A 23673-nucleotide genomic window follows, 5' to 3' on the forward strand; every position below is an offset into this window, starting at 1 on the left:
GGTGCGCCTTGCGATCGGGGATCGTGGCGATGTCGAAGGCGGGCAGCAGGTGCACGTACGACGTCCCCGACTCGGCCAGCTTCCTCAGGTGCCGGGAACCGTCGCTGTCCTTGTCGGTGAACGCCAGGTAGGTGCCCGGGTGCCTGGAGGTGCGGTCCTCGACGGAGAAGTCCCTGATGTGCAGCTCCTGGATCCGCGCGTCCCGCAGCGGCACGGCCTTCGGCTTGCGCAGGTCCGACCAGCCCGCCGGGGCCAGGGACCTGTCGTCCAGGTCCACGACCAGGCTGCGCTCGGAGTCCGCGGTGAGCGCGAGCGAGTACGGGTCGGTGACCTTGTTGGTGACCACCTTGCCCGCGCTGGGCGCCCACACCTTCACCACGTACCGGTACGGCTTGCCCTTCCAGGACGCCGGCCCCGTCACGGACCACACGCCCGTGGAGTCGTCCCGCGCATGCTCCTGACCGAACCGTCCAGCTCCAGCGACACGCTCCGCGCCGTCGGGGCCCACACGGACAGCGTGGGCCTTCCGTCGCGGAACACCGGTCCGAGGTGCGCCTTCGTGGCACCGGGGTAGAGGTCGTCCAGCACACCGGCGGTCTGCACACGGTCGCCGCCAGCACGGCCCCGTTCTCCGCCCGCTGCGAGACGACCAGCTGCCCCTTGACCGCTTCACGCACCCGGTCCCGGTCGCGCGGGTCCACGGACCAGGCGGCGTAGTCCTTCAGGTGGGGGAACTTCGCCTTCTGCGCGTCGGTCAGGGCCGTCTTCCCCAGCCTGATCCAGCGCTCGTCGTCGCTGCTCAGGGTCCCGTCCCGGACGGTCAGGGAGCCGTCGAGGGAGTACAGCAACTGGGTGGAGGCGGCACCCGCCACGCCGTTCCAGGCGACGGTGTCCCGGTCGATCCACACCGCCTCGGCGGTGGTGAGGTCGAGCGCGGCGGCGGTGCCGGCCGGCTGCGGCAGCAGGTGCTTCTCCTGGCCGCTCACCAGCCACACCTCGTGGCCGTCGGCCGTGAGGTCAAGGCTCCGGTCGGCCGGGAGGTCCTTCTCGTCGCCCTTGTGGATGATGTAGCCGAGACTGGTGGCACCCGCGGTGAGGGGCACCTCGAAGACCGCGCCATAGGCATCAGTCTTCACCGGCTCCAGCGGCCGCGACCAGTCGGTGGGGTGCGCGGCGCCCGTCCAGACGTGCAGGCCCCAGCCGTCGTAGTCCCCGTCGGCGCGGTGGTAGTGCAGGACGGCCTTGGCCGGGTCCTGGGCGGGGTGGTCCGGCCGCTCGGTGCGCACGTCGGCCTCGCCCTGTTCGATCCACACCTCGCCGGTGCGGGTGACGTCGATGAACCGGTCGGCGGAGATGTCCTTGTTCCCGTCCTTGTCGACGACCAGGAACCCGACGTTCGAGGCGCCCGGCCGGAGCTTGACGTAGGCGAAGGCGCCGTAGGCGTCCCGGCCGATGAAGGGGTGGCCGGCCGGCCAGGTGGTGGCCTCGCCGTCGGCCAGGTCGCCCCAGGCGTACAGGCCCCAGCCGTCGTAGTCGCCGTCGGGGCGCTTGTAGTGCACGATCGCGTAGTCCCGGGAGGAGGCCCTGGGGACCTCGGGCGCGGGCGGGGTGCCGGTGGTGCTGCTCGCCGTGGCGCTCGCGGTGTGCCCGGCCGAGTCGATGACGACGGCCTTGTAGCGCAGGGCGGTCCCGGCGGGCACGTCGGTGCCGAGGGTCTGGGTGACCTGGTAGGGGGCGTGGTCGGCGGAGCCGAGCGTCCGCCACTTCCCGTTGCCGACCTGGGCGGCGAAGACGACCCGGTTGAGCTGTCCCCCATCGACGTCGGCCCTGAGGTCGACCGTTCCGGTGGCTCCGGCGGCCGGGGCGGTCAGGGTGATCGTGGGCTCGGCGGTGGGCTCGGCGAGCTTTCCGGCCGCCTTGTAGACGACGGCGGACCCGGCCGGGACGGTGACGGTGAGCCGCCGGTCGCCGTCGGAGCGCACCGGGCCGGTGGCGCCGTGGATCCCCCGGTACGTCATGTCCGGCGACCCGGTCGCGAAGGTCGCCGTCCGCTCCGAGCCGGCGTTGTTGAAGGCCACGACGTACTCCTGGCCGGACGCGGCGTCGGTGCGGGTGAAGGCGTAGATCCCGGGGCCGTCGGCCGCGTACCGCTCGGTCTGCACCCCGTCCGTCAGGGCCGGCTCGGCCTTGCGGAGCCGGGCCAGGTCCGCGATCCGCCGGTACAGCGGGGCGCCGGTGTCGTAGGCGGCGCTCGCGTGGGTGCGGTCGGTGCCGATCTCGTCGTCGTCCAGGTAGTCGGCGACCTTGGAGGCGAACATGGTCTGGCGGGCGTCCTTGTCGCCGCCGGAGCCGGTGAAGCCCTGCTCGTCGCCGTAGTAGACGACCGGGTTGCCCCGGCTGAGGAACATCAGCTCGTTGGCGAGCCGGTCCTTGGCCAGGATCTCGGCGTCGGTCGCGTTCGGGTTGTCCTGCTTCAGGAAGGTTCCGATGCGGCCCATGTCGTGGTTGCCGAGGAAGGTGACCTGTTCGTAGGCGTTGGCCTTGTCAGTCGTGTACTTGTGGTCGGCGCCGAAGACGGCCGCCAGCTTCCGGGCGCTGCCGCCCTGGGAGGCGTAGGCGCGGGCCGCGTCCTGGAAGGGGAAGTCGAGGGTGGCGTCGAGCCGGCCCCGGGTGACGTACGGGGCGGTGACGGCGGGGTCGGCGGAGTAGACCTCGCCGAACATGAAGAAGTCCTTCCGGCCGCGCTCGGCCGCGTAGCGGTCCAGCGCGGTGGCCCACTGGGTCCAGAACTCCATGTTCACGTGCTTGACGGTGTCGATCCGGAAGCCGTCGACGGCGAAGTCCCGCACCCAGCGCTGGTAGATCCGCTCCATCCCGCGGACGACCTCGGGGCGCTCGGTCCACAGGTCGTCCAGGCCGGAGAAGTCGCCGTAGGTGGTGGACTCGCCGGTGTACGTGGAGTCGCCCCGGTTGTGGTACATCGCCGGGTCGTTGAGCCAGGCCGGGACCTTGGCCTGGCTGGTCGCCCTCGGGGTGTGGGGAAAGGAGCCGGTGCCGACGGGCGGGAACTTCCCCGTGCCGTCGGCGTGGTCGGCGTCGTCGAAGGGGCGGCCGTCCTCGGTGAGGTAGGGGAAGGCGCCCTTGGAGAGGTAGTCGTAGGTCTTCTCGTCGTAGTCGACGACGTCGGCGGTGTGGTTGGTGATGACGTCGAAGAAGACCTTCATGCCCTTGGCGTGGGCCTTGGAGATGAGGTTCTTCAGGTCCTGGTCGGTGCCGAAGTGGGGGTCGACCTGGGTGAAGTCGGTGATCCAGTACCCGTGGTAGCCCGCCGAAGCGTTGCTTCCGGTGCCCTGCACGGGGCGGTTCTTGAAGATCGGCGCCAGCCAGATGGCCGTGGTGCCGAGCCCCTTGATGTAGTCCAGCCGCTGCGTCAGGCCCTTGAGGTCGCCGCCCTGGTAGAAGCCCTTGTCCGTGGGGTCGTAGCCGGTGCGCAGCCGCGAACCGGTCAGACCACCGCGGTCGTTGGACGGGTCACCGTTGGCGAAGCGGTCCGGCAGGACGAAGTAGAACTGCTCGCGGGTGGCGTCGTGCCGGGCGGGTGCGGCGGCCAGCTTCGCGTCCGAGGGAGGCGCGGGCGGGCCGGCCGCGTGGGCGGCCAGGGGCGACAGCAGCGTGGCGGCGAGGGCCGCGGCGCTGACGGCCGCGGCACCGGCGCGCCGCCGGGTACGGCGCCTGGGCGGCGCCGGCCATCGTGGTGTCACTGGGTGGCTCCTCAGCAGTCCGGCTTGCCGGCGTACAGCGCCAGGGCGGTGTCGGGGGCCAGGGTGGCGGTGAACTGACCGCCGGCATTCACCGTCACCGGCCTGTTGCCCTGCACGTCGCAGTAGGTCCCGGCGGGCAGGGAGGTCTGGTAGGTGCGGGTCATGCTGCCCGGCTCGTGGTTGATGGCCACGTATCCCTTGGCGCCCCGGCCGAAGGCGACCCAGTCGTTGCCGTTGTCCCACCAGTTCGTGACCGCCTGGCCCCGGGTCGCGTTGCGGAAGGCGACCATGGACTTGATCTCCGGCCAGGCATGCTGGCACTTCCAGCCGCTTTGCCAACAGGCGTCCACCCGGCCGCCGTTCGGCGGGCCGGCGTCGGCGTCCGACCACTCGTAGCCGGAGTTGACGTCGGGGGCGCCGTACGGCCAGGCCAGCATGAAGACGTTGGCCAGGGTGTAGTTCGCGCCGCTCTTGTAGGAGAGCGTGCTGCCGTTGCGCTCGGTGTCGTGGTTGTCCACGAAGACGCCCGCGGCCGAGCCGCTCAGGTAGCCCCAGCCCTCGCCGTAGTTCTTCAGGTACGCCAGCTTCTCGGCGGTGAAGACCCGCTTGAGGTCGTAGGCGTAGCGGAACTCCTGGACGTCTCCGTTGCCGGTGTACTCGGAGGGCTGGACGGCCTCGCCCGCGCCGTGGATGACCTCCTGCTTCCAGTGGACCGACGGGTTGGTCAGCCGGCTCTTGATGTCCGCCAGGTCCGCGGCCGGTATGTGCTTGGCCCCGTCGATCCGGAAGCCGTCCACGCCCAGGCTCAGCAGGTCGTTCAGATAACCGGCGATCGCCTTGCGGACGTACTCCTCGCCGGTGTCCAGGTCGGCCAGGCCGAGGAGTTCGCAGTGCTGGACGTTCCAGCGGTCGGAGTAGTCCGAGATCTGGGCGGTGCAGTCGTCGAAGTCGTAGGACGAGTACAGGCCCGGGTAGGCGTACTTGGTGTACGACGAGCCGCCGGTGCCGGTGCCCGAGCCGGCCGACATGTGGTTGACGACGGCGTCGGCGACGACCTTCACCCCGGCCGCGTGGCAGGTGTCCACCATGTTCCGGAACGCCGTGCGGTCGCCGAGCCGGCCGGCGATCTTGTACGACACCGGCTGGTACGACGTCCACCACTGGGCGCCCTGTATGTGCTCGGCGGGCGGGGAGACCTGGACGTATCCGTAGCCGGCGGGGCCGAGGGCGGTGGTGCACTCCCTGGCCACGGAGTCGTAGTTCCACTCGAAGAGGACGGCGGTGACGTCCTTGGTGCCGGGCGGGGCGGCCTCTGCGGTAGTCGGGGTCATGCCCATCAGGGCGGCGGCGGTGAGGGCGACCGCCGTGGGGAGTGCGCTGCGTGCCATGTGGGGTTCCTTCGACGGTGAAGGGGGTGGGGGCCGCTGAAGCGGTTTGCTGAAACTTTTCAGCAAGCTTGCGGTGACGCAGATGGTAAAGGCCCGCTGCCCGGAAGGCAGCGGGCCGGAGTGAAGGTGATGCGGGAAAGTTCTCCGACGGAGCGTCAGGGGGCCGCTCCGGTGCGGGCGTCAGCGCTCCGCGGACCACCAGACCGTGGTGTCGGCGGGCACCTTCGTCTCGCCGTCCGCCTCGGTGACCTCGCCGCTGGCGAGCAGCACCCGGCCGTGGGACGGCATCGTCACGGACTCGCCGGTGGTGTTGGCCACGCACACGAAGTCGCCCCGCCGGAAGGCCAGGACGCCCTCCGGCGCGCGCAGCCACTCCACCGACTCGCCCGCGCCCAGGTCCGGCCGCTCCCGGCGGACCCGCAGCGCCGACCGGTACAGCTCCAGCGTGGAGCCGGGGGTCCCGGTCTGCGCCTCCACGCTCAGCTCGGCCCAGGCCGGCGGCTGGGGCAGCCAGCTTCCGCCGTCGCCGAAGCCGTAGGAGGAGCCCGTACGGGTCCACGGGATCGGCACCCGGCAGCCGTCGCGGAAGCCGTCCTGGCCCGCGCCGCGGAAGTACGCCGGGTCCTGGCGGACCTCGTCGGGCAGGTCCACGACGTCCGGCAGGCCCAGTTCCTCGCCCTGGTAGAGGTAGGCCGAGCCGGGCAGGGCGAGCATCAGCAGGGTGGCGGCGCGGGCCCGGCGCAGGCCCAGCTCGCGGTCGCCGGCCGTGCGGATCTGGGTGCCGAGGCCGGGCGGGTTGGCGAAGCGGGTGGCGTGCCGGGTGACGTCGTGGTTGGACAGCACCCAGGTGGCGGGGGCGCCGACGGGGCGCATCGCGTCCAGGGTGCGGTCGATGACCGTGCGCAGCTCCTCGGCGTCCCAGGCCGTGCCCAGGTACTGGAAGTTGAACGCCTGGTGGAGTTCGTCGGGGCGCACGTAGTTCGCGGTGCGCTCGACGGTCGGGGTCCACGCCTCGGCCACGAAGATGCGGTCACCCGAGTACTCGTCGAGGATGCGGCGCCACTGGCGGTAGATGGCGTGCACGCCGTCCTGGTCGAAGAACGGCATGACGTCATTGCCCAGCAGCTTGACCTGGTCGTGAGTGCCGAGGTCGGGCAGGCCCGCCGCCTTGACCAGGCCGTGGGCGACGTCGATGCGGAAGCCGTCCACGCCCATGTCCAGCCAGAAGCGCAGGATCGAGCGGAACTCGTCGCCGACGGCCGGGTGTTCCCAGTTGAAGTCGGGCTGCTCGGGGGCGAACAGGTGCAGGTACCACTCGCCGGGGGTGCCGTCCGGCTCGGTCACCCGGGTCCAGGCCGGTCCGCCGAAGATGGACTCCCAGTCGTTGGGCGGCAGTTCGCCGTTGTCTCCCTTGCCGGGGCGGAAGTGGTAGCGCTCGCGCAGCGGGGAGCCGGGACCCTCGGCGAGGGCGCGCTTGAACCACTCGTGCCGGTCGGAGGAGTGGTTGGGGACCAGGTCCACGATGACGCGCAGGCCGTGCGCGTGGGCGTCGCGGATCAGCGCGTCGGCGTCCAGCAGGGAGCCGAACATCGGGTCGACGGCGCGGTAGTCGGCGACGTCGTAGCCGGCGTCGGCCTGCGGGGAGGCGTAGAAGGGGCTGAGCCACACCGCGTCCACGCCGAGGTCGCGCAGGTACGGCAGGCGGGAGCGTACGCCCTCCAGGTCGCCCATGCCGTCGCCGTTGCCGTCGGCGAAGCTGCGCGGGTAGACCTGGTAGATGACCGCGTCCCGCCACCAGTCGCGGCGGTCGGCGACGGTGACGGCGCTGGAGTGGCGGGCCGGTGCGGCGGAGTGCTGCTGGCTCATGGCGTCCTTGATACGTAACTGGTGCATGGTGGGCGGTCGTTGATGGCCGGAGTACGAGGCGGGCCGCGGTGGCGGCGGGGTCGGTTGGGCCACCGCGGCCCGCCCGGCCGGTGCGGGCGTCAGCCCTTGGTGCCGCCGGCGGTGAGGCCGGTGACCAGGTTCTTCTGCACGAGGTAGAAGAACACCGTCACCGGTATCGCGATCAGCACCGCGGTGGCGGCCATGTAGTTCCACTGGGCGTCGTGCTCGCTGACGAAGGTCTGCAGGCCGACGGCGAAGGTGTACTTGGAGTCGTCCAGCAGGAAGGTCGTCGCGAAGGCGACCTCGCCGACGGCGGTGATGAAGGTGTAGAACGCGGCGACGGCCAGCCCCGGGCGGGCCAGCGGCAGGATCAGCCGGAAGAAGGTGCCGAAGGGGCTGAGCCCGTCCACCCGCCCGGCCTCGTCGATCTCGAACGGGATGGTGTCGAAGTAGCCCTTCAGCAGCCAGGCGCTGTACGGCACGGCGGTGGAGCAGTTGATGGCGATCAGCGCCCAGTAGGTGTCGATGAGGCCGAGCTCGCTGAAGATCTCGTACATCGGCACGATCAGGATGGCGATCGGGAAGGCCTGGGTGAGCAGCAGGACCCACATCAGCTGCTTGTAGCCGGGAAAGCGCATCCGGGAGACCGCGTAGCCGGTGGTGGCGGCGACGAGGACACCGATCACGGTGGTGCCGAGGGCCACGATCAGCGTCGACTTGAACCAGTCGAGGAAGCCGGTGTGCTGGAGCACGAAGCTGTAGTTGGAGAAGGTCAGCTTGCCCGCGATGCCGCCCGGGTGGAGGTAGTCGTCCTTGTCCGGGCCGAGGGACAGGTAGCACAGCCAGGCCACCGGGGCGAGGGCGATCAGGCTGGCCAGGGCGAGGCCGCCGTGCAGCAGGGCGGTGCCGAGCGGTCCGCGCTCGCCGCGCCGGCGGGTGCGGCGGACGGGTACGGCGGCGGGGGCCGGCGCGGTCTTCGTGGTGTCCAGGGTCGTGGTGCTCATGGCGGCGGCTCCTGCGGCGTCAGACGGCGAGTTGGTCATTGCGCTTCAGCCAGCGGAAGTAGAAGGAGGTGAAGACGGTGAGGATCGACAGCAGCAGCACGCCGTAGGCGGCGGACTGGGCGAAGTCGCGCGGCTGCTGGCCGAAGCCCAGCTGGTAGGCCCAGGTGACGAGGATCTGGGCGTCCGGGGCGGAGTTCTTGCCGAACAGCAGGAAGATGATGACGAACTGGTTGAAGGTCCAGATGACGCCGAGCAGGACCACGGTGGAGCTGACCGCGCGCAGTCCGGGCAAGGTGACGTGGCGGAAGCGCTGCCAGGCGCTCGCGCCGTCCATCTCGGCGGCCTCGTAGAGCGTGGAGTCGATGGACTGCAGCCCGCCGAGCAGCGAGAGCATCATGAACGGCACACCGCACCAGGTGTTCACCATGATCGCGGCGAACCGCTGCCAGAAGGTGTCCTCCAGCCAGGCCGGCTGGGGCAGGTGGAGGGCGCCGAGGAGCTGGTTGAGCGCGCCGGAGTCGGCGAGCATGATCCGCCAGGAGAAGACGGTGACGAAGGTCGGCACGGCCCAGGGCAGGACGAGCAGCAGCCGGTAGACGGTGCGGCCGCGCAGCTTCTGGTGCAGCATGAGCGCGAGGCCGAGCCCGAGGGCGTAGTGCAGGGCGACGCAGGCGGCCGTCCAGAAGACGGTCCACAGGAAGTGCGACCAGAACCGGTCGTAGGCCGTCGGGCCGAACAGGATGTCCTGGTAGTTGTCCAGGCCGATGAACTCGTAGGTGGCGTCGATGTGGTTGACGCCGATCGTCCGCGCCGAGTTGAGGCTGTTGGCGTCGGTGAGGGTGAGGTAGAAGCCGCGGGCCAGCGGGTAGCCGACGAGGACGCCGAGCACGATGACCACCGGGGCGATCATCGCGTAGGCGTACCAGTACTTCTGGAGGCCGTTCTTGACGCGCTGCCCCAGCCCGGGACGAGGCGCGCGGTCACCGCGGCGCTTGCCGGTGGCGCGGTCGATGGCGACTGTCATGGTTCGACACCTTCATTGGATCAGGGGGGCGGGCCGGGCACAGGGCGGTGGCCGCCGGTCTCCTCCCCCGCGCGCGGCGGGAGCGGCCGACGGCCACCCGGGCTCACTTGCCGAAGCCGTCCAGCAGCTCGGAGATGGCCAGTTCGGCGTTGCCCAGGCCCTTGTCCAGCGACTCCTTGCCGCCGGCGACCTTGGCCAGCTCGGTGTCGAGCGGGACCCACAGGGAGCTGTACTCGGGCAGTGCCGGGCGGGGCTGGGCGGCGGCCAGGACGCCCTGGTAGCCGGCGATGCCCGGGTCGGCCTTGACCTGCGCGGTGTAGGCGTCGGAGCGGGTGGGCAGGGTGGAGTTCTTCAGGGCGATGGTCTCCTGCGCCTGGGCGGAGGTCATGAAGTTCACGAACTTCAGGGCCGCCGCCTGGTGGGCCTTGTCCGAGCCGGCGTACACCGACAGGTTGTGGCCGCCGGTCGGGGCGCCCGCCTTGCCGGTGGAGCCGGCCGGGACGGTGGCGATGCCCAGGTTCTTCTTGTCCTTGAAGGCGCTGCCCTTGTAGAAGTTCGTGATCTCCCAGGGGCCCTGGATGATCGCGGCGACCTTGCCGTTGACGAACGCGTCCTGGATGTGGGCGTAGGCGTCGGCGGTGGTGTCGGCCTTGTGCAGGCCCTTGCCGGAGAACAGGCTCTGCCAGGTGCCGTAGCCCTTCTTGGCGGCGGCCGAGGTCACGGTGATCTTCTTGGCGGCGGCGTCGACGGTGTCGGTGCCCTCGCCGTAGAGGAAGGGCTGGGCGTAGTAGGCCTGGACGGAGCCCCAGTAGCCGTCGGCCCCGGTCTTGTCCTTGATCTTCGCGGCGGCGGCCTTCAGCTCGTCCCAGGTCCCCGGGGCCTCGGTGAGGCCGGCCTTCTGGAACAGGGCCTTGTTGTAGACCAGCGCGAGGGTGTCGGTGACCAGCGGGACGCCGTAGGTCTTGCCCTCGTACTGGGCCTGCTTGATCAGGCTCGGCTGGAACTTCGCCTGGTCGGCGAGGGCCTCGGTGCCGTCCAGCGGCAGGAAGAAGCCCTTCTTGGCGAAGGCCGGGGTCCAGCCGACCTCGGAGCGCAGCACGTCCGGGGCGCCGGTGGCGCCGGCCGCGGTGTCGAACTTGTTCTGCGCCTGGTCGAAGGGCACGTTGACGTACTTGACCTTGATGTCCTTGTGCGCGGCCTCGAACTGCTCGACCAGGGCCCGGTAGGCCGGGGCCTCGTTGGTGGCGTTGGAGGTGTCCCACCAGGTGATGGTGACCGGGCCGTCCGACTTCCCGCTGTCGCCGTCACCGCCGCCGCACGCCGTCGCCGTCAGGGCGAGGGACGCCGCCAGCGCGGAGGCCGCTATGCCACGCCGCATGAGTTCTCCTTGAGGGTTAAAGCCCGAGTGGTACAGGGGGCGGTGCAGGTCCGCCCCTTGCGACTTGCCGACTGCGCCGTTGCCGCGGCCGGGCGACAGGGAACGTAACAGCGATGTAAGCGCTGCGAAAGACCTTGCAGAAAAAAAGTGCAAGGGAACACGATGGTTACCCGGCCGTAACCGTTCGGCGGCCGCTGGACACTTGTGCAAGACTCTGCAAGCTCTTGCCACCATGATTCGAGGGAGCCGCGATGAGGCAGCAACCCACTGCGGGGCGTCCGGCCGTCCGCGCCCGGCGTCCGGCCGGTGTGCAAGGGCGGAGCCGACCGGTACAGTCCAGTGGCGTGACCACACGGCTTGCCGACATCGCTGCGCAGGCGGGGGTGAGCGAAGCGACCGTCAGCCGGGTCCTCAACGGAAAGCCGGGCGTCGCCGCCACCACCCGCCAGTCCGTGCTCGCCGCCCTGGACGTCCTGGGCTACGAGCGCCCGGTACGGCTGCGGCAGCGCAGCGAGGGTCTGGTCGGGCTGATCACGCCCGAGCTGGAGAACCCGATATTCCCGGCCCTGGCGCAGGTCATCGGCCAGGCGCTGACCCGCCAGGGCTACACCCCGGTGCTCGCCACGCAGACCCCGGGCGGGTCGACCGAGGACGAGCTGACCGAGATGCTGGTGGACCGCGGGGTCGCCGGGATCATCTACGTCTCCGGGCTGCACGCCGACACCACCGCCGACATGCAGCGCTACGAGCGGCTGCGGGCGCGGGGCGTGCCGTTCGTGCTGGTGGACGGGTTCTCGCCGCGGGTGCAGGCGCCGTTCATCTCCCCCGACGACCGCGCGGCGATGACGCTCGCGGTGACGCACCTGGTGTCCCTCGGGCACACCCGGATCGGGCTCGCCCTCGGGCCCAAGCGGTTCGTGCCGGTGCAGCGCAAGATCGAGGGCTTCGTACGGGCCGTGCGGGACCAGCTGGGGCTCGCCGCGCAGACCGTGGAGGGCGAGCTGATCCAGCACTCGCTGTACACGCTGGAAGGCGGACAGGCCGCGGCGGCGGCGCTGATCGAGCGGGGCTGTACGGCGGTGGTCTGCGCCAGCGACATGATGGCGCTGGGCGCGATACGCACGGCCGGCAGCGGGGCCTGGAGGTACCCCGGGACGTGTCGGTGGTCGGCTTCGACGACTCCCCGCTGATCGCCTTCACCGACCCGCCCCTGACCCCGGTGCGCAAGCGGTCCCGGCGATGGGGCAGGCGGCGGTGCGCACGCTGCTGGAGGAGATCGGCGGGACCCCGGCGCCGCACAGCGAGTTCGTGTTCATGCCGGAGCTGGTGGTGCGCGGCTCGACCGCCTCGGCTCCGCACGGTTCACGCGCGTCGTAGGCCGCGGGACCCGGGCTCGCCCCGGCCGCGGGGCCCGCGCCCGGCCAGAAGGTGCGCGGCCCCGCGGCCGGGGCGAGCCCGGGTCCCGCGGCCTACGACGCGCGTGAACCGTGCGGAGCCGAGGCGGTTCGAGCCGCGGCACCACCAGCTCCGGCATGAACACGAACTCAGCTGTGCGGCCGCCGGGGTCCCGCCGGATCTCCTCCAGCAGCGTGCGCACCGCCGCCTGCCCCATCGCCACGGGACCGGCTTGCGCACCGTGGTCAGGGGCGGGTCGGTGAAGGCGATCAGCGGGGAGTCGTCGAAGCCGACCACCGACACGTCCCGGGGTACCTCCAGGCCCCGCTGCCGGGCCGTGCGTATCGCGCCCAGCGCCATCATGTCGCTGGCGCAGACCACCGCCGTACAGCCCCCGCTCGATCAGCGCCGCCGCCGCGGCCTGTCCGCCTTCCAGCGTGTACAGCGAGTGCTGGATCAGCTCGCCCTCCACGGTCTGCGCGGCGAGCCCCAGCTGGTCCCGCACGGCCCGTACGAAGCCCTCGATCTTGCGCTGCACCGGCACGAACCGCTTGGGCCCGAGGGCGAGCCCGATCCGGGTGTGCCCGAGGGACACCAGGTGCGTCACCGCGAGCGTCATCGCCGCGCGGTCGTCGGGGGAGATGAACGGCGCCTGCACCCGCGGCGAGAACCCGTCCACCAGCACGAACGGCACGCCCCGCGCCCGCAGCCGCTCGTAGCGCTGCATGTCGGCGGTGGTGTCGGCGTGCAGCCCGGAGACGTAGATGATCCGGCGACCCCGCGGTCCACCAGCATCTCGGTCAGCTCGTCCTCGGTCGACCCGCCCGGGGTCTGCGTGGCGAGCACCGGGGTGTAGCCCTGGCGGGTCAGCGCCTGGCCGATGACCTGCGCCAGGGCCGGGAATATCGGGTTCTCCAGCTCGGGCGTGATCAGCCCGACCAGACCCTCGCTGCGCTGCCGCAGCCGTACCGGGCGCTCGTAGCCCAGGACGTCCAGGGCGGCGAGCACGGACTGGCGGGTGGTGGCGGCGACGCCCGGCTTTCCGTTGAGGACCCGGCTGACGGTCGCTTCGCTCACCCCCGCCTGCGCAGCGATGTCGGCAAGCCGTGTGGTCACGCCACTGGACTGTACCGGTCGGCTCCGCCCTTGCACACCGGCCGGACGCCGGGCGCGGACGGCCGGACGCCCCGCAGTGGGTTGCTGCCTCATCGCGGCTCCCTCGAATCATGGTGGCAAGAGCTTGCAGAGTCTTGCACAAGTGTCCAGCGGCCGCCCGAACGGTTACGGCCGGGTAACCATCGTGTTCCCTTGCACTTTTTTTCTGCAAGGTCTTTCGCAGCGCTTACATCGCTGTTACGTTCCCTGTCGCCCGGCCGCGGCAACGGCGCAGTCGGCAAGTCGCAAGGGGCGGACCTGCACCGCCCCCTGTACCACTCGGGCTTTAACCCTCAAGGAGAACTCATGCGGCGTGGCATAGCGGCCTCCGCGCTGGCGGCGTCCCTCGCCCTGACGGCGACGGCGTGCGGCGGCGGTGACGGCGACAGCGGGAAGTCGGACGGCCCGGTCACCATCACCTGGTGGGACACCTCCAACGCCACAACGAGGCCCCGGCTACCGGGCCCTGGTCGAGCAGTTCGAGGCCGCGCACAAGGACATCAAGGTCAAGTACGTCAACGTGCCCTTCGACCAGGCGCAGAACAAGTTCGACACCGCGGCCGGCGCCACCGGCGCCCCGGACGTGCTGCGCTCCGAGGTCGGCTGGACCCCGGCCTTCGCCAAGAAGGGCTTCTTCCTGCCGCTGGACGGCACCGAGGCCCTCGCCGACCAGGCGAAGTTCCAGCCGAGCCTGATCAAGCAGGCCCAGTACGAGGGCAAGACCTACGGCGTCCCGCTGGTCACCGACACCCTCGCGCTGGTCTACAACAAGGCCCTGTTCCAGAAGGCCGGCCTCACCGAGGCCCGGGGACCTGGGACGAGCTGAAGGCCGCCGCCGCGAAGATCAAGGACAAGACCGGGGCCGACGGCTACTGGGGCTCCGTCCAGGCCTACTACGCCCAGCCCTTCCTCTACGGCGAGGGCACCGACACCGTCGACGCCGCCGCCAAGAAGATCACCGTGACCTCGGCCGCCGCCAAGAAGGGCTACGGCACCTGGCAGAGCCTGTTCTCCGGCAAGGGCCTGCACAAGGCCGACACCACCGCCGACGCCTACGCCCACATCCAGGACGCGTCGTCAACGGCAAGGTCGCCGCGATCATCCAGGGCCCCTGGGAGATCACGAACTTCTACAAGGGCAGCGCCTTCAAGGACAAGAAGAACCTGGGCATCGCCACCGTCCCGGCCGGCTCCACCGGCAAGGCGGGCGCCCCGACCGGCGGCCACAACCTGTCGGTGTACGCCGGCTCGGACAAGGCCCACCAGGCGGCGGCCCTGAAGTTCGTGAACTTCATGACCTCCGCCCAGGCGCAGGAGACCATCGCCCTGAAGAACTCCACCCTGCCCACCCGCTCCGACGCCTACACCGCGCAGGTCAAGGCCGACCCGGGCATCGCCGGCTACCAGGGCGTCCTGGCCGCCGCCCAGCCCCGCCCGGCACTGCCCGAGTACAGCTCCCTGTGGGTCCCGCTCGACACCGAGCTGGCCAAGGTCGCCGGCGGCAAGGAGTCGCTGGACAAGGGCCTGGGCAACGCCGAACTGGCCATCTCCGAGCTGCTGGACGGCTTCGGCAAGTGAGCCCGGGTGGCCGTCGGCCGCTCCCGCCGCGCGCGGGGGAGGAGACCGGCGGCCACCGCCCTGTGCCCGGCCCGCCCCCCTGATCCAATGAAGGTGTCGAACCATGACAGTCGCCATCGACCGCGCCACCGGCAAGCGCCGCGGTGACCGCGCGCCTCGTCCCGGGCTGGGGCAGCGCGTCAAGAACGGCCTCCAGAAGTACTGGTACGCCTACGCGATGATCGCCCCGGTGGTCATCGTGCTCGGCGTCCTCGTCGGCTACCGCTGGCCCGCGGCTTCTACCTCACCCTCACCGACGCCAACAGCCTCAACTCGGCGCGGACGATCGGCGTCAACCACATCGACGCCACCTACGAGTTCATCGGCCTGGACAACTACCAGGACATCCTGTTCGGCCCGACGGCCTACGACCGGTTCTGGTCGCACTTCCTGTGGACCGTCTTCTGGACGGCCGCCTGCGTCGCCCTGCACTACGCCCTCGGGCTCGGCCTCGCGCTCCTGCTGCACCAGAAGCTGCGCGGCCGCACCGTCTACCGGCTGCTGCTCGTCCTGCCCTGGGCCGTGCCGACCTTCGTCACCGTCTTCTCCTGGCGGATCATGCTCGCCGACTCCGGCGCGCTCAACCAGCTCCTCGGCGCCCTCCACCTGCCCCAGCCGGCCTGGCTGGAGGACACCTTCTGGCAGCGGTTCGCCGCGATCATGGTGAACACCTGGTGCGGTGTGCCGTTCATGATGCTCTCGCTGCTCGGCGGGCTGCAGTCCATCGACTCCACGCTCTACGAGGCCGCCGAGATGGACGGCGCGAGCGCCTGGCAGCGCTTCCGCCACGTCACCTTGCCCGGACTGCGCGCGGTCAGCTCCACCGTGGTCCTGCTCGGCGTCATCTGGACCTTCAACCAGTTCGTCATCATCTTCCTGCTGTTCGGCAAGAACTCCGCCCCGGACGCCCAGATCCTCGTCACCTGGGCCTACCAGCTGGGCTTCGGCCAGCAGCCGCGCGACTTCGCCCAGTCCGCCGCCTACGGCGTGCTGCTGCTGTCGATCCTCACCGTCTTCACCTCCTTCTACTTCCGCTGGCTGAAGCGCAATGACCAACTCGCCGTCTGACGCCGCAGGAGCCGCCGCCATGAGCACCACGACCCTGGACACCACGAAGACCGCGCCGGCCCCCGCCGCCGTACCCGTCCGCCGCACCCGCCGGCGCGGCGAGCGCGGACCGCTCGGCACCGCCCTGCTGCACGGCGGCCTCGCCCTGGCCAGCCTGATCGCCCTCGCCCCGGTGGCCTGGCTGTGCTACCTGTCCCTCGGCCCGGACAAGGACGACTACCTCCACCCGGGCGGCATCGCGGGCAAGCTGACCTTCTCCAACTACAGCTTCGTGCTCCAGCACACCGGCTTCCTCGACTGGTTCAAGTCGACGCTGATCGTGGCCCCTCGGCACCACCGTGATCGGTGTCCTCGTCGCCGCCACCACCGGCTACGCGGTCTCCCGGATGCGCTTTCCCGGCTACAAGCAGCTGATGTGGGTCCTGCTGCTCACCCAGGCCTTCCCGATCGCCATCTGATCGTGCCGATGTACGAGATCTTCAGCGAGCTCGGCCTCATCGACACCTACTGGGCGCTGATCGCCATCAACTGCTCCACCGCCGTGCCGTACAGCGCCTGGCTGCTGAAGGGCTACTTCGACACCATCCCGTTCGAGATCGACGAGGCCGGGCGGGTGGACGGGCTCAGCCCCTTCGGCACCTTCTTCCGGCTGATCCTGCCGCTGGCCCGCCCGGGGCTGGCCGTCGCCGCGTTCTACACCTTCATCACCGCCGTCGGCGAGGTCGCCTTCGCGACGACCTTCCTGCTGGACGACTCCAAGTACACCTTCGCCGTCGGCCTGCAGACCTTCGTCAGCGAGCACGACGCCCAGTGGAACTACATGGCCGCCACCGCGGTGCTGATCGCGATACCGGTGACGGTGTTCTTCTACCTCGTGCAGAAGAACCTGGTCACCGGCCTCACCGCCGGCGGCACCAAGGGCTGACGCCCGCACCGGCCGGGCGGGCCGCGGTGGCCCAACCGACCCCGCCGCCACCGCGGCCCGCCTCGTACTCCGGCCATCAACGACCGCCCACCATGCACCAGTTACGTATCAAGGACGCCATGAGCCAGCAGCACTCCGCCGCACCGGCCCGCCACTCCAGCGCCGTCACCGTCGCCGACCGCCGCGACTGGTGGCGGGACGCGGTCATCTACCAGGTCTACCCGCGCAGCTTCGCCGACGGCAACGGCGACGGCATGGGCGACCTGGAGGGCGTACGCTCCCGCCTGCCGTACCTGCGCGACCTCGGCGTGGACGCGGTGTGGCTCAGCCCCTTCTACGCCTCCCCGCAGGCCGACGCCGGCTACGACGTCGCCGACTACCGCGCCGTCGACCGATGTTCGGCTCCCTGCTGGACGCCGACGCGCTGATCCGCGACGCCCACGCGCACGGCCTGCGCGTCATCGTGGACCTGGTCCCCAACCACTCCTCCGACCGGCACGAGTGGTTCAAGCGCGCCCTCGCCGAGGGTCCCGGCTCCCCGCTGCGCGAGCGCTACCACTTCCGCCCCGGCAAGGGAGACAACGGCGAACTGCCGCCCAACGACTGGGAGTCCATCTTCGGCGGACCGGCCTGGACCCGGGTGACCGAGCCGGACGGCACCCCCGGCGAGTGGTACCTGCACCTGTTCGCCCCCGAGCAGCCCGACTTCAACTGGGAACACCCGGCCGTCGGCGACGAGTTCCGCTCGATCCTGCGCTTCTGGCTGGACATGGGCGTGGACGGCTTCCGCATCGACGTCGCCCACGGCCTGGTCAAGGCGGCGGGCCTGCCCGACCTCGGCACTCACGACCAGGTCAAGCTGCTGGGCAATGACGTCATGCCGTTCTTCGACCAGGACGGCGTGCACGCCATCTACCGCCAGTGGCGCCGCATCCTCGACGAGTACTCGGGTGACCGCATCTTCGTGGCCGAGGCGTGGACCCGACCGTCGAGCGCACCGCGAACTACGTGCGCCCCGACGAACTCCACCAGGCGTTCAACTTCCAGTACCTGGGCACGGCCTGGGACGCCGAGGAGCTGCGCACGGTCATCGACCGCACCCTGGACGCGATGCGCCCGTCGGCGCCCCCGCCACCTGGGTGCTGTCCAACCACGACGTCACCCGGCACGCCACCCGCTTCGCCAACCCGCCCGGCCTCGGCACCCAGATCCGCACGGCCGGCGACCGCGAGCTGGGCCTGCGCCGGGCCCGCGCCGCCACCCTGCTGATGCTCGCCTGCCCGGCTCGGCCTACCTCTACCAGGGCGAGGAACTGGGCCTGCCGGACGTCGTGGACCTGCCCGACGAGGTCCGCCAGGACCCGGCGTACTTCCGCGGCGCGGGCCAGGACGGCTTCCGCGACGGCTGCCGGGTGCCGATCCGTGGACCAGTACGGGCTCCTCCTACGGCTTCGGCGACGGCGGAAGCTGGCTGCCCCAGCCGCCGGCCTGGGCCGAGCTGAGCGTGGAGGCGCAGACCGGGACCCCCGGCTCCACGCTGGAGGCTGTAACGGTCGGCGCTGCGGGTCGAAGGGACGCGCAGGACCTGGGCGCGGGAGATCGGTGGAGCGGCTGCGGCGCGGACGAGGGCGTCCGTCCTTCCGGCGGGGCGACTTCGTTCTGCGGGCCAACACCCCGGCGAAAGTGCACGTGGACGATGCCGTCCCACGAGGGTGCTGCTCTCCAGCGGCGAGGTCCGATGCGGACGGCGAGACGAAGGGTGCCCGCCGACACCACGGTGTGTGGTCCGCGGAGCGCTGACGCCGCACGGAGGGCCCCCTGACGCTCCTTCTGAAACTTTACCGCACACCTTAACTCCGGCCGTGCCTTCAGGGCAGCCGGGCCTTTACCATCTGCGTCACCGAAGCTTGCTGAAAGTTTCAGCAAACCGCTTCAGCGGCCCCCACCCCTTCACCGTCGAAGGAACCCCACATGGCACGCAGCGCACTCCCCACGGCGGTCGCCTCACCGCCGCCGCCCTGATGGGGCATGACCCCGACTACCGCAGAGGCCGCCCCGCCCGGAACCAAGGACGTCACCGCCGTCCTCTTCGAGTGGAACTACGACTCCGTGGCCAGGGAGTGCACCACCGCCCTCGGCCCCGCCGGCTACGGATACGTCCAGGTCTCCCGCCCGCCGAGCACATACAGGGCGCCCAGTGGTGGACGTCGTACCAGCCGGTGTCGTACAAGATCGCCGGCCGGCTCGGCGACCGCACGGCGTTCCGGAACATGGTGGACACCTGCCACGCGCGCCGGGGTGAAGGTCGTCGCCGACGCCGTCGTCAACCACATGTCGGCGGCTCGGGCACCGGCACCGGCGGCTCGTCGTACACCAAGTACGCCTACCCGGGCTGTACTCGTCCTACGACTTCGACGACTGCACCGCCCAGATCTCGGACTACTCCGACCGCTGGAACGTCCAGCACTGCGAACTCCTCGGCCTGGCCGACCTGGACACCGGCGAGGAGTACGTCCGCAAGGCGATCGCCGGTTATCTGACCGACCTGCTGAGCCTGGGCGTGGACGGCTTCCGGATCGACGGGGCAAGCACATACCGGCCGCGGACCTGGCGGACATCAAGAGCCGGCTGACCAACCCGTCGGTCCACTGGAAGCAGGAGGTCATCCACGGCGCGGGCGAGGCCGTCCAGCCCTCGAGTACACCGGCAACGGAGACGTCCAGGAGTTCGCTACGCCTACGACCTCAAGCGTGGTCTTCACCGCCGAGAAGCTGGCGTACCTGAAGAACTACGGCGAGGGCTGGGGCTACCTGAGCGGCTCGGCCGCGGGCGTCTTCGTGGACAACCACGACACCGAGCGCAACGGCAGCACGCTCTCCTACAAGAGCGGCGCGAACTACACCCTGGCCAACGTCTTCATGCTGGCCTGGCCGTACGGCGCCCCCGACGTCAACTCCGGCTACGAGTGGTCGGACGCCGACGCCGGCCCGCCGAACGGCGGCCGGGTGGACGCCTGTGGCAAAGCGGCTGGAAGTGCCAGCATGCCTGGCCGGAGATCAAGTCCATGGTCGCCTTCCGCAACGCGACCCGGGGCCAGGCGGTCACGAACTGGTGGGACAACGGCAACGACTGGGTCGCCTTCCGGGGCGCCAAGGGATACGTGGCCATCAACCACGAGCCGGGCAGCATGACCCGCACCTACCAGACCTCCCTGCCCGCCGGGACCTACTGCGACGTGCAGGGCAACAGGCCGGTGACGGTGAATGCCGGCGGTCAGTTCACCGCCACCCTGGCCCCCGACACCGCCCTGGCGCTGTACGCCGGCAAGCCGGACTGCTGAGGAGCCACCCAGTGACACCACGATGGCCGGCGCCGCCCAGGCGCCGTACCCGGCGGCGCGCCGGTGCCGCGGCCGTCAGCGCCGCGGCCCTCGCCGCCACGCTGCTGTCGCCCCTGGCCGCCCACGCGGCCGGCCCGCCCGCGCCTCCCTCGGACGCGAAGCTGGCCGCCGCACCCGCCCGGCACGACGCCACCCGCGAGCAGTTCTACTTCGTCCTGCCGGACCGCTTCGCCAACGGTGACCCGTCCAACGACCGCGGTGGTCTGACCGGTTCGCGGCTGCGCACCGGCTACGACCCCACGGACAAGGGCTTCTACCAGGGCGGCGACCTCAAGGGCCTGACGCAGCGGCTGGACTACATCAAGGGGCTCGGCACCACGGCCATCTGGCTGGCGCCGATCTTCAAGAACCGCCCCGTGCAGGGCACCGGAAGCAACGCTTCGGCGGGCTACCACGGGTACTGGATCACCGACTTCACCCAGGTCGACCCCCACTTCGGCACCGACCAGGACCTGAAGAACCTCATCTCCAAGGCCCACGCCAAGGGCATGAAGGTCTTCTTCGACGTCATCACCAACCACACCGCCGACGTCGTCGACTACGACGAGAAGACCTACGACTACCTCTCCAAGGGCGCCTTCCCCTACCTCACCGAGGACGGCCGCCCCTTCGACGACGCCGACCACGCCGACGGCACGGGGAAGTTCCCGCCCGTCGGCACCGGCTCCTTTCCCCACACCCCGAGGGCGACCAGCCAGGCCAAGGTCCCGGCCTGGCTCAACGACCCGGCGATGTACCACAACCGGGGCGACTCCACGTACACCGGCGAGTCCACCACCTACGGCGACTTCTCCGGCCTGGACGACCTGTGGACCGAGCGCCCCGAGGTCGTCCGCGGGATGGAGCGGATCTACCAGCGCTGGGTGCGGGACTTCGCCGTCGACGGCTTCCGGATCGACACCGTCAAGCACGTGAACATGGAGTTCTGGACCCAGTGGGCCACCGCGCTGGACCGCTACGCGGCCGAGCGCGGCCGGAAGGACTTCTTCATGTTCGGCGAGGTCTACTCCGCCGACCCCGCCGTCACCGCCCCGTACGTCACCCGGGGCCGGCTCGACGCCACCCTCGACTTCCCCTTCCAGGACGCGGCCCGCGCCTACGCCTCCCAGGGCGGCAGCGCCCGGAAGCTGGCGGCCGTCTTCGGCGCCGACCACAAGTACACGACTGACAAGGCCAACGCCTACGAACAGGTCACCTTCCTCGGCAACCACGACATGGGCCGCATCGGAACCTTCCTGAAGCAGGACAACCCGAACGCGACCGACGCCGAGATCCTGGCCAAGGACCGGCTCGCCAACGAGCTGATGTTCCTCAGCCGGGGCAACCCGGTCGTCTACTACGGCGACGAGCAGGGCTTCACCGGCTCCGGCGGCGACAAGGACGCCCGCCAGACCATGTTCGCCTCCAAGGTCGCCGACTACCTGGACGACGACGAGATCGGCACCGACCGCACCCACGCGAGCGCCGCCTACGACACCGGCGCCCCGCTGTACCGGCGGATCGCGGACCTGGCCCGGCTCCGCAAGGCCGAGCCGGCCCTGACGGGGTGCAGACCGAGCGGTACGCGGCCGACGGCCCGGGATCTACGCCTTCACCCGCACCGACGCCGCGTCCGGCCAGGAGTACGTCGTGGCCTTCAACAACGCCGGCTCGGAGCGGACGGCGACCTTCGCGACCGGGTCGCCGGACATGACGTACCGGGGGATCCACGGCGCCACCGGCCCGGTGCGCTCCGACGGCGACCGGCGGCTCACCGTCACCGTCCCGGCCGGGTCCGCCGTCGTCTACAAGGCGGCCGGAAAGCTCGCCGAGCCCACCGCCGAGCCCACGATCACCCTGACCGCCCCGGCCGCCGGAGCCACCGGAACGGTCGACCTCAGGGCCGACGTCGATGGGGGACAGCTCAACCGGGTCGTCTTCGCCGCCCAGGTCGGCAACGGGAAGTGGCGGACGCTCGGCTCCGCCGACCACGCCCCCTACCAGGTCACCCAGACCCTCGGCACCGACGTGCCCGCCGGGACCGCCCTGCGCTACAAGGCCGTCGTCATCGACTCGGCGGGCACACCGCGAGCGCCACGGCGAGCAGCACCACCGGCACCCCGCCCGCGCCCGAGGTCCCCAGGGCCTCCTGGGACTACGCGATCGTGCACTACAAGCGCCCCGACGGCGACTACGACGGCTGGGGCCTGTACGCCTGGGGCGACCTGGCCGACGGCGAGGCCACCACCTGGCCGGCCGGCCACCCCTTCATCGGCCGGGACGCCTACGGCGCCTTCGCCTACGTCAAGCTCCGGCCGGGCGCCTCGAACGTCGGGTTCCTGGTCGTCGACAAGGACGGGAACAAGGACATCTCCGCCGACCGGTTCATCGACGTCACCCGCACCGGCGAGGTGTGGATCGAACAGGGCGAGGCCGACGTGCGCACCGAGCGGCCGGACCACCCCGCCCAGGACCCGGCCAAGGCCGTCCTGCACTACCACCGCGCCGACGGGGACTACGACGGCTGGGGCCTGCACGTCTGGACGGGCGCCGCGCACCCCACCGACTGGTCGCGGCCGCTGGAGCCGGTGAAGACTGATGCCTATGGCGCGGTCTTCGAGGTGCCCCTCACCGCGGGTGCCACCAGTCTCGGCTACATCATCCACAAGGGCGACGAGAAGGACCTCCCGGCCGACCGGAGCCTTGACCTCACGGCCGACGGCCACGAGGTGTGGCTGGTGAGCGGCCAGGAGAAGCACCTGCTGCCGCAGCCGGCCGGCACCGCCGCCGCGCTCGACCTCACCACCGCCGAGGCGGTGTGGATCGACCGGGACACCGTCGCCTGGAACGGCGTGGCGGGTGCCGCCTCCACCCAGTTGCTGTACTCCCTCGACGGCTCCCTGACCGTCCGGGACGGGACCCTGAGCAGCGACGACGAGCGCTGGATCAGGCTGGGGAAGACGGCCCTGACCGACGCGCAGAAGGCGAAGTTCCCCACCTGAAGGACTACGCCGCCTGGTCCGTGGACCCGCGCGACCGGGACCGGGTGCGTGAAGCGGTCAAGGGGCAGCTGGTCGTCTCGCAGCGGGCGGAGAACGGGGCCGTGCTGGCGGCGACCGGTGTGCAGACCGCCGGTGTGCTGGACGACCTCTACCCCGGTGCCACGAAGGCGCACCTCGGACGGTGTTCCGCGACGGAAGGCCCACGCTGTCCGTGTGGGCCCCGACGGCGCGGAGCGTGTCGCTGGAGCTGGACGGTTCGGTCAGGAGCATGCGGCGGGACGACTCCACGGGCGTGTGGTCCGTGACGGGGCCGGCGTCCTGGAAGGGCAAGCCGTACCGGTACGTGGTGAAGGTGTGGGCGCCCAGCGCGGGCAAGGTGGTCACCAACAAGGTCACCGACCCGTACTCGCTCGCGCTCACCGCGGACTCCGAGCGCAGCCTGGTCGTGGACCTGGACGACAGGTCCCTGGCCCCGGCGGGCTGGTCGGACCTGCGCAAGCCGAAGGCCGTGCCGCTGCGGGACGCGCGGATCCAGGAGCTGCACATCAGGGACTTCTCCGTCGAGGACCGCACCTCCAGGCACCCGGGCACTACCTGGCGTTCACGACAAGGACAGCGACGGTTCCCGGCACTGAGGAAGCTGGCCGAGTCGGTGGACGTCGTACGTGCACCTGCTGCCCGCCTTCGACATC

General features: G+C 70.8%; 8 protein-coding genes and 9 pseudogenes. 10 read left to right on the plus strand and 7 right to left on the minus strand.

Annotated features, from left to right (window positions below; translation table 11 throughout):
- The 6 genes and pseudogenes from Srubr_RS08835 to Srubr_RS08860 form a co-directional block, all read right to left on the minus strand.
- Window positions 1-3761, minus strand: a pseudogene (locus tag Srubr_RS08835) (alpha-amylase family glycosyl hydrolase); the annotation flags it as partial.
- 11 nt (window positions 3762-3772) lie between these two features.
- Complete coding sequence (locus Srubr_RS08840; RefSeq protein ID WP_189996456.1) at window positions 3773-5149, minus strand: alpha-amylase; 1377 nt, start codon at window positions 5147-5149, stop codon at window positions 3773-3775.
- 180 nt (window positions 5150-5329) lie between these two features.
- A complete protein-coding gene (locus Srubr_RS08845; protein WP_189996455.1) occupies window positions 5330-7015 on the minus strand; it encodes a glycoside hydrolase family 13 protein in 1686 nt (561 codons plus the stop codon).
- A gap of 119 nt (window positions 7016-7134) precedes the next feature.
- Entirely contained in the window at window positions 7135-8040 is a 906-nt protein-coding gene (locus tag Srubr_RS08850; RefSeq protein WP_189996454.1) for a sugar ABC transporter permease, read from the minus strand.
- Window positions 8041-8059: 19 nt separating this feature from the next.
- Complete coding sequence (locus Srubr_RS08855) at window positions 8060-9064, minus strand: carbohydrate ABC transporter permease (RefSeq protein ID WP_189996453.1); 1005 nt, start codon at window positions 9062-9064, stop codon at window positions 8060-8062.
- Between the two features lie 103 nt (window positions 9065-9167).
- Window positions 9168-10442 carry an extracellular solute-binding protein gene (locus Srubr_RS08860; protein WP_189996452.1) on the minus strand — a complete coding sequence of 425 codons (1275 nt, stop codon included), beginning with the start codon at window positions 10440-10442 and terminating at the stop codon, window positions 9168-9170.
- Window positions 10443-10786: 344 nt separating this feature from the next.
- Between Srubr_RS08860 and Srubr_RS08865 the strand changes: the two genes are divergently transcribed.
- From Srubr_RS08865 to Srubr_RS41840, 3 genes and pseudogenes are all read left to right on the plus strand, one after another.
- Entirely contained in the window at window positions 10787-11632 is an 846-nt protein-coding gene (locus Srubr_RS08865) for a LacI family DNA-binding transcriptional regulator (RefSeq protein WP_373319112.1), read from the plus strand.
- Window positions 11605-11676: pseudogene (locus tag Srubr_RS41835) on the plus strand (hypothetical protein); the annotation flags it as partial. The gene Srubr_RS08865 and the pseudogene Srubr_RS41835, both read left to right, overlap by 28 nt.
- A 5-nt stretch (window positions 11677-11681) precedes the next feature.
- Complete coding sequence (locus Srubr_RS41840) at window positions 11682-11819, plus strand: hypothetical protein (RefSeq protein WP_373319114.1); 138 nt, start codon at window positions 11682-11684, stop codon at window positions 11817-11819.
- Here Srubr_RS41840 and Srubr_RS08870 read toward each other — a convergent pair.
- Window positions 11755-12953, minus strand: a pseudogene (locus Srubr_RS08870) (LacI family DNA-binding transcriptional regulator). The gene Srubr_RS41840 and the pseudogene Srubr_RS08870 overlap by 65 nt on opposite strands.
- A gap of 415 nt (window positions 12954-13368) precedes the next feature.
- On the opposite strand from Srubr_RS08870, the pseudogene Srubr_RS41845 reads away from it, so the two are divergent.
- The 7 genes and pseudogenes from Srubr_RS41845 to Srubr_RS08900 form a co-directional block, all read left to right on the plus strand.
- A pseudogene (locus Srubr_RS41845) lies at window positions 13369-13946 on the plus strand (extracellular solute-binding protein); the annotation flags it as partial.
- A gap of 164 nt (window positions 13947-14110) precedes the next feature.
- On the plus strand, window positions 14111-14569 hold the full coding sequence (locus Srubr_RS41850) for an extracellular solute-binding protein (RefSeq protein ID WP_373319113.1): 459 nt from the start codon (window positions 14111-14113) through the stop codon (window positions 14567-14569).
- A gap of 103 nt (window positions 14570-14672) precedes the next feature.
- Window positions 14673-15676: pseudogene (locus tag Srubr_RS08880) on the plus strand (carbohydrate ABC transporter permease).
- 19 nt (window positions 15677-15695) lie between these two features.
- A pseudogene (locus Srubr_RS08885) lies at window positions 15696-16601 on the plus strand (sugar ABC transporter permease).
- Between the two features lie 119 nt (window positions 16602-16720).
- Window positions 16721-18422 (plus strand): annotated as a pseudogene (locus Srubr_RS08890) (glycoside hydrolase family 13 protein).
- 206 nt (window positions 18423-18628) lie between these two features.
- Window positions 18629-19940 (plus strand): annotated as a pseudogene (locus tag Srubr_RS08895) (alpha-amylase).
- Between the two features lie 11 nt (window positions 19941-19951).
- A pseudogene (locus Srubr_RS08900) lies at window positions 19952-23673 on the plus strand (alpha-amylase family glycosyl hydrolase); the annotation flags it as partial.

Source organism: Streptomyces rubradiris, from assembly GCF_016860525.1.
Classification (GTDB): Bacteria; Actinomycetota; Actinomycetes; order Streptomycetales; family Streptomycetaceae; genus Streptomyces; species Streptomyces rubradiris.